This is a genomic window from Coriobacteriia bacterium (assembly GCA_016649875.1).
Taxonomy (GTDB): Bacteria; Actinomycetota; Coriobacteriia; order WRKU01; family JAENWW01; genus JAENWW01.
The window spans coordinates 103,329-110,802 of record JAENWW010000003.1; the positions used below are offsets into that span (position 1 = coordinate 103,329).

4 protein-coding genes, 1 tRNA gene and 1 pseudogene are annotated in these 7,474 nt (G+C 49.2%); 3 read left to right on the top strand and 3 right to left on the bottom strand.

Annotated elements, in window-relative coordinates:
• Nucleotides 1–45: 45 nt before the first annotated feature.
• Both JJE36_02370 and JJE36_02375 read left to right on the top strand, forming a co-directional pair.
• Nucleotides 46–1,344, top strand: a complete 1,299-nt coding sequence (locus JJE36_02370) for a histidine kinase (GenBank protein ID MBK5211150.1) — start codon at nt 46–48, stop codon at nt 1,342–1,344.
• A 62-nt stretch (nt 1,345–1,406) separates the two neighbouring features.
• Nucleotides 1,407–1,499: transfer RNA gene (locus JJE36_02375), tRNA-Ser, on the top strand.
• Between the two features lie 229 nt (nt 1,500–1,728).
• Here JJE36_02375 and JJE36_02380 read toward each other — a convergent pair.
• Entirely contained in the window at nt 1,729–4,578 is a 2,850-nt protein-coding gene (locus tag JJE36_02380; protein ID MBK5211151.1) for an AAA family ATPase, read from the bottom strand.
• Nucleotides 4,579–4,694: 116 nt separating this feature from the next.
• On the opposite strand from JJE36_02380, the gene JJE36_02385 reads away from it, so the two are divergent.
• The gene (locus tag JJE36_02385; GenBank protein ID MBK5211152.1) at nt 4,695–5,765 is read left to right on the top strand and encodes a WYL domain-containing protein; all 1,071 of its coding nucleotides are present in this window, start codon (nt 4,695–4,697) and stop codon (nt 5,763–5,765) included.
• Nucleotides 5,766–5,800: 35 nt separating this feature from the next.
• On the opposite strand, the gene JJE36_02390 is transcribed toward JJE36_02385, so the two are convergent.
• Together JJE36_02390 and JJE36_02395 are read right to left on the bottom strand one after the other, a co-directional pair.
• A complete protein-coding gene (locus JJE36_02390; protein ID MBK5211153.1) occupies nt 5,801–6,685 on the bottom strand; it encodes a hypothetical protein in 885 nt (294 codons plus the stop codon).
• 270 nt (nt 6,686–6,955) lie between these two features.
• Nucleotides 6,956–7,090: pseudogene (locus JJE36_02395) on the bottom strand (IS3 family transposase).
• Nucleotides 7,091–7,474: the final 384 nt, after the last annotated feature.

A 7,474-nucleotide genomic window follows, 5' to 3' on the forward strand; every position in this document is an offset into this window, starting at 1 on the left:
TCGGATAGCTCATCTCGACGCGGTACGGGCTCGCACAAATCGACAATGCACGAGAACGATCTCGTCGGAGTCGACCGCCGCGATATCGCCGATATGGCCATGGTCGTATTGATTCTCATGCTTTCGGGAGTGTCTCTCGTGTCGGTCGCTTCTTCATGGCCGGACTACATCACCGTCATAAATGTAGCGGCGTTGGCCGTGGTGAGTTTCATCGTCGCATTTCGACTGGTGATCGTTCGGCCCGATCACTTGCGCGCTCAACAATCGGATTTGATTCTGCGCATCGCCCGTGAAGCGCTCAGCTATATGCGCGAGGGCCTCAATCTCGAGACCGCCGATGCCGTATGCAAAATCGTATTGCGCAACAGCACTGACGCTGTTTCCGTTGCACTCACCAACCGCGTGGAAGTCTTGGGGTTTGTCGGGGTGGGAAACGACCACCATTCGGCCGGTCGGCCGATAGTCACGCGCGCGACACAGGAGACCATAAACAGCAACATTTCTCAGATCCTCGGAACAAAAGAAGAAATCGGTTGTCCCGATCCGGCCTGTCCGCTCACCGCGGTAATCATCGTACCTTTGCAGGCCAGAGGTCAGTCAATCGGTACTTTGAAGTTTTACTACACGTCCGATCGGTATCTCAATGAAACCGAGCTCGCTATGGCCGAAGGTCTCGCGAGTTTGCTGTCCACCCAGCTCGAGGTGCATGAACTCGAGGAACAAGCGGCTCTCACCACCGAAATGGAGCTCAAGGTACTTCAGGCACAGATAAATCCTCACTTTTTGTTCAACACGCTCAACACGATTGCCGTGTTCATCCGCACAGACCCGGCTGTGGCGCGTGACCTGTTGCGCCGATTCGCCAAGTTTTATCGATATACGCTGGAACATGCCGATGAGGAAATCACCTTGCGCGTCGAGTTGGGCTTTTTGGAAGAATATTTCGCACTCGAGAAAGCGCGTTTCGGAGATCGGTTGATTATGGATCTCGATGTCGAGGAGAGTCTTCTCGGTATGCCGATGCCCGCGTTCATGTTGCAACCGCTCGTCGAGAACTGCGTTGCGCACGGCATGCGCGAATCGGGGAAACCTTTGCACATCCATGTCAGCGCCCACAGGCGGGCTGGAAGAGTGGTCATGTGCGTCGAAGACGATGGGGTCGGAATTCCCAAAAAGCAGTTGGAGACGATTTTTGACAAGCATACCGGCAAAGGCCTCGGGATCGCTTTGCGAAATGTGCGCGACAGGGTATCGGGCGTGTTCGGGGCCGAATCGGAATTTGTCATAGAAAGCGATGAGGGACAAGGAACGCGGGCCTGTTTCTTAATCTCCGAGCGCGCCTGACGAACGCAGTGCCCTTTTCTGCTATACTTTTTTTGCGCGAACGTGAGTTCGAGCGCTCTTACGGAGGACTGCCCGAGAGGCTGAAGGGGCACGATTGGAAATCGTGTGTGCGCCTTAAAAGTGTACCTAGGGTTCGAATCCCTAGTCCTCCGCCACACGTAATCATGAGTAACCTTGTATGCCTTTGAGCTGCAAGGTTACTTTTATTTTGTGGCATACGCACCATACGTAACCAACAATTATCCGCATTTTATCCGCATTTTTGGTGGTTTGATAGGTATTGAGCTACTTGGATTTACGATATCATCATATGCGCGCACGTAATGTTCCTGATATCAGCTTGGTAAAAGCTGCTGTACTTGTGGCTTTTCTCTTTGTGCAGTTTCACGCTACAAAACCAACTTGCGGACGAGCATTGGTGGGCGCTACTTCCTTTCGTAAATCTTCAGGCACAAGCGTCATGAGTTCGCGCTTGCTCGACTCTGTTCCGGCGCTTCGCTTAGCAGCGAGGCGAGCGCCCTGCGCAACAAGCGCTTTCTCGAACACACTGCGTACATAGCGCGCGTTGCCAAAGTTCTTACAGCGCGCCGTGGCTGTAATAATGCCTCTCGCTTTATCGCGCACGCCTTTGGCGAGGTACATTCCTTGGCGCTTTACCATGAGGTCGAAAATCTTGAGGAGCTCGCCCTCAGAATAATCGGGAAAGACGACCTGCATACCAACGCGCGATACAAATCCCGGGTTCTGCTCAAACAACTCGTCAATCTCTTGCGTGTAGCCAGCAAAAATCACTACTACATCGTCGCGCAGCTTTTCCATCTGATCGATAATCGTGGTAATCGCTTCGTCGCCAAATCCGCCGCGTTGATGGTCGTTTAGCGAGTAGGCTTCATCGATAAAGATGACGGATCCTTTTGCTCGCCTAAACAGCGCTTCAATTTTGGGGGCGGTTGTTCCCACGAAAGGTCCAATGAGATCTTGGCGTCCGCACTCAAAGAAGTCGCCAACCGAGAGTACGCCTTCTTCTTTGAGCACCTTGCCAACGAGGCGCGCCACTTCGGTTTTGCCGGTGCCAGGATTTCCCTTAAAGGCCATATGCATTGGCAAGCTTGCGGCTGGTAGATCAGCATCGCGTTTAATCTTGTTCATAGCGGCAAAATCTAAGCGCTCGCTTACGATTTTCTTAATCGTCTCAAGTCCGATGAGTTCTTCGAACTGTTGACGCGCAGTTTTTGTATTCTGCGCAGGAGGCTTATAGCCAACATCTTCCGGCAAAAGCGTTTGCAGCATCTCAATTGTGTAGCCGCCCTTAGGCTCATGTTGGGCAAGGCGTACTTGTTGTGCGCCTATGCTATCTTCAAACAGTTTGCGCACGTAGCGCGCGTTGCCCTGATCATCTCGCTTGCCACCCCGTGTCAGTACATCCGCAACAGCGCTGAGCGTTTCTTGCGGCAGCGTTAGCTGCGCTCGTCCAACCATGAGCTGAAAGATTTCAAGCAACTGCTCGGGCGTGTAATTGGGAAAATCAAGTCGAAAGCCAAGGCGCGAGCGAAATCCTGGATTTGAATCAAGCAAACGGTTCATCTCATTTTCATAACCCGCAAGAATGACGACGGTGTCGTTGCGGCGTTCCTCCATGAGTGCAACTAGTTGTGCAACCTGACTGGTCGGATTATTGAGCATGCCGTATGCCTCATCAACAAAGAGAACCGAACCATGTGCGTCATCAAATGTTTCTTTGACACTCCAGCCGGCAGCGCCCGAAACTGAAATCACGCGACCTTCAGAAAGCAGTCCTTCTTCGCGCAGAATCTGGCCATAGAGGCGCGCGACCTCAGTTTTGCCTGTACCTGGCTCACCCATAAATGCGAGGTGGAGAGAAAATGGCTGTGAGGGCAGGCCCGCGTGCTCGAGCTTTTTGTTCATCCTAAAGCGCAGGATGATGTTTTTAATAAGCGTCTTCACTTCGTCAAGACCAATGAGCTCGTCAAGCTGATTGAGCCCCGACGTGGAAACCTGCGGATGCCGGCGCAGTTTCAACATTGCACGTGCAGCATCTTGATACTGCGGATAAGCCGTATGCAGAAGGTGCGCAAGGCGCCAGTCGCCGTAGAGCTGGTCGAGGTCTTGAAACGACTTATCTTTCAGACGCTCGGCGAGCATATCTTTAAGCATATCGTTGACGACAATTTCGTCTCGTTGTGCGCGCTTTTTGAGATATGTAAGAGCTTTGGTGCTTGTCATGCTTTGTGCTCGAGGCTTAACGTCCTCACAAATTTCAACAACCGGAAATCCGAAACGCCTGCAGAGGCGCTGTTTGAGCTCCGGCTTCTGGGGTGGAATAAGAAATATGAGCTGTGTGGTGTCGTGATAGGGCTTCATGAGGTCGACAAACTTGGTAAACGCTTCGTAGGCAACGCGCCCAAACTCACCATCATCGTCAAATCGTCCGTACTCGACAATAACGGTGCTGCCCTTTATAGCTTCGGCAAACTTTTCGTTGAGCGATTCGATGTGGCCAGCGCCCGCATGTGTAGGACGGTCGTTTACAGTCCACTTCTTGAACAAGTTGGCGTTGAGGCGGTAAACGTGACTTGTTACAACGCGATGATTTTGCTGCAGAGCTCCAATGAGTGTCTCGAGCGCAAGTTTGTAGTGCGATGGGTTATCGCCTTCGACAATGTAGTGAACAGGCAAAGAGAAACACGTCTGAGTGTCGGGATTTTTTGCTCGCGCAAAAATGCGTGTAACCTCTGCGGTGAGCGCCTGAGCATAGGGGGTATTGCGGGCTTTCTTTAGGGCATGCGTTTTGGCGAGTGGTTTAAAATTGGTGTTCTCGTAAAAGGTCTCTTCGTTGGTGAGCATATTTTTAAATTCAAAAAGGTCGAACATACTGATGACACGGTCGAAGTTAAAGCATGTATGTTGCCACTGGGTTTCGTAGATTTCTGAAAAAGACGACTCTGTCACATCAATACTCTCAAGAGCGGATGCTCCCCAGGTGTGGCATGCCCGCACAAACAGTTGCTCGGCATCGCATTTGGTGAGATAGATGTTGTATGAGATAAGGTACGTCAGCAGCTCGTTTTTATTATCGTCTTGCCAGCCGTTGCCACCACTTTTGAGGAGAACGAGTGTTTGACGGTTGTCGTCATTGAAAAGGATTTCGGAATGTTCATTTCCCAAAAAATGTTCAGTTAACACGTTAATTTTTGCTTTGTAAAATCTCATCATGGGCCTCGTTTCTCTCGTGCAAATATCTGTTGTTCAAAGAAAGCATAGCGCACAGCATGTCCGAAAAAACGTACAATATATATAGATAATTGTTCCATAAACGAAAGGGGGGCAATATGGCTAACAAAAAACGTGCGGGCTCAGGTGAGACGCCGCTTAAACTCATACCGCTGTGCATATTGCACGTGCTCGAGGAATTCGCCTCTGCTGATAAGCCCATGAACGAGGCGGGCATTCTCCGACAGCTTGGGAAGGCATACGGTTTGACGCTTGATCGCAAGACAGTTTCAAACAACTTGAAGATGCTCGCTGATTTTGATCAGCGCATTGGCCAACTCACCAAACCGCGCAGTGATGGCAAGGGCGGACAGCAAGAGGTAAGCACCGGCTGGTATTGCGATTCATATTTTGAGACGGCCGAGTTGCGTTATTTGGCTGACGCGCTTATTTGCGATGACCGCATTCCTCAAAAGCAGAGGAGGGATCTTTTCGAAAAGCTCCAGGGGCTTGGCGGCGGCCAGAAACTCACGGGTCTTAGAGATATTTATGGTGCAAGACCAAAGGCACTGGCTAACAAGCAAATATTTTTTACCATCGATGTGCTGGCCGAAGCTCTCAGCAAGGGCTACTGCGTGCAGTTTAGGCTCGGCGCTCGTGATCTGCAGGGCAAACTTACGTATTCCCTTGAAAGGGGAGGCGACAAGTTTTACGTTGTCGAACCGCTCTTTTTGGCGGTAAGCAACGGGCGCTATTATTTAGTGGCAAGTTATCCAGAATGTGAGAAGAAGTACCATTTTCGCGTTGACTTGATGCTTGAAGCCAATATGTGCAAGGACAAAAAGGGCAAGGAAGTGCCCGCCTCAAGATACGCACTCAAAAAACCAGAAGTCCAAACGTATATTTCTGAGCACCTCTATATGTACACTGATGCTGCACAAAAGATTGTCTTTCGTATTTCAGATGAGTCCGTGGCGCGCCATCAGGTGTTTGACTACTTTGGGACCTCTGCATCTATGCAAAGCTCGAAGGACGCGCCTGGGCATATCGATGTGGCTGTAAGCGCCAACCTGACGGCAATGCGCTACTGGGCACTGCAGTTCTCTGACATGGTTGAAGTGCTCAGTCCAAAAAACTTGAGAGACGACATTTGCGCCGCCGCTCAAGCCATTGTGGACAAATATAAGTAGAGACGCTACCGCAAAGTGCGTGTTGCGCTTGGGCATTACTTTTTAGGTATTATGCCCTTGGCCGTGAGGTCTTTCATCACAAAGTAAATGAAAGTTTTCGCCACTTGTTCTGGCTTGTAGTCTGGATGGGCCATGTCGAGCTGTAGTTTTTTTTCGGCATCGTCGAGCTCTAGGTTTGTTTCACTCCAATCCTCAAGCTTGTCTAGGCCCCAAGGGAGGGCTGATCTATCGCGACATCCGTATATCAGTGCGATGGGGTAAGCCTTCTCGGCAAAATACTTAAGAAAGTAATAATTCTTCCCCTTATTTAAAGCGTGATTTGAAGCGGGGTGCTTCTCTTCAACGTGTTTGACGGGAAATTCGTTAGGATGGACTTTTTCTTTTCTTTTGCCTCCATCTCCAACTTGAGCGTCTCCTAGGAGATTGTGCCAAAACTGAAGCTTGCCAAAGGCGGTGTGGGTGTTTCCAGTGGTTGTGTCGAGGAGTTGCTGGCTTAGGGCTAGATTGTAATTCTCTTTGTGGTACGTGTCGTCTTCGTCAGTCCTCTCGTAAGTCACCTCTATCCATCTAAAGGGGAGCAGATCGGTGCTCTTTGTGCTATTTGGATCCCCTCCTTGTCGTACATAGAGTTTTCCTCCGCCGAGCTGCTTTTTGAGCTGCTCTTTTTCTTCCTCCCCGGTAGGCTTTAGGATGGCGTTCAATTGGACGCGCAATTCTGCTTTTGCAATCATGAGTGCGCTTACTTCGAGCTCTTTGAGAGCGGCAAAGATTTCATCTAATTCTATTTTTTCATCTTTGCGTGCTGTAGATTTTTTGAGTAGATCGCTTATACAATCGAATGCTTCAGTGAGTTCATTGTTGGGCTTCTTTGAATCGTTGTCTTCTTTTAATATTTCTTGGGTTGACTTTTTGTCTGACATTTTGCGTCCTCGTTTTCTGTGAGTTCGAATCTTGTCTCAACTATAGTTAGGGGTATGTCCTAAAATTTGTACACACGAGAATTTGGTTGTGAGAATTAACAAGCCAATCGTACTCGAAAGCCTATTTCTTGAAGCAAGCTGAGCATTTAGCGTAGCCCCCTTTTCGCTTCGCTCGCTGTTATAAAGAACAAACTTGCTGAAGTGCCAAATAAAATTTCTGAAGAAAAAAATCTTGAAGTTTTGCAAGAAAAGATTTGGGAGGGTAAGCATTTAGTTGGCACATTTGTCTAATACTTCGGTACCTGCCATACATAGTGTAGCCTCAAACTCTGCGGGGCTCAAATTCCCTAGCGATGAATGTAGTCTGAGTTTGTTGTAAAAGACCTCGATGTATTCAAATATGGCGAGATATTTCCCATTGAAGGCACGATTCCTTTTGCAGCAAGGGTTTTGCCTAACATCAACGATCTGTACTGACTCCCATGGTCTGAGTGATGCACGACAATTTCTAGCGCTATAAAAATCCATAGGATAATAACCTCTGGTGTTAGTCATAATGTTAACAATCGATTGGGATGTCATTCTAAGGACAGATTCTCGGTCTAGCGAGGGCTTTTGCTCCCTCGTCCTCCGCCATATCCAACATACAGCGCTTTGACTTAATCGGCTTATAACCGCAGGTCAAAGCGCTGTTTTTTATTTGTCAAAGTTGCAAGTACTGCCTAAAGTCAACGGAAATAATGGCATTTGAGGGCAGGATGCGACACAAATGGCGGGAAAAGGGCAGGA

Excerpts from the sequence above, each read along its gene's own strand:
- JJE36_02370 (MBK5211150.1), top strand. The coding sequence starts at position 46 with ATGCACGAGAACGATCTCGTCGGAGTCGACCGCCGCGATATCGCCGAT.
- JJE36_02380 (MBK5211151.1), bottom strand. The coding sequence starts at position 4,578 with ATGATGAGATTTTACAAAGCAAAAATTAACGTGTTAACTGAACATTTT.
- JJE36_02385 (MBK5211152.1), top strand. The coding sequence starts at position 4,695 with ATGGCTAACAAAAAACGTGCGGGCTCAGGTGAGACGCCGCTTAAACTC.
- JJE36_02390 (MBK5211153.1), bottom strand. The coding sequence starts at position 6,685 with ATGTCAGACAAAAAGTCAACCCAAGAAATATTAAAAGAAGACAACGAT.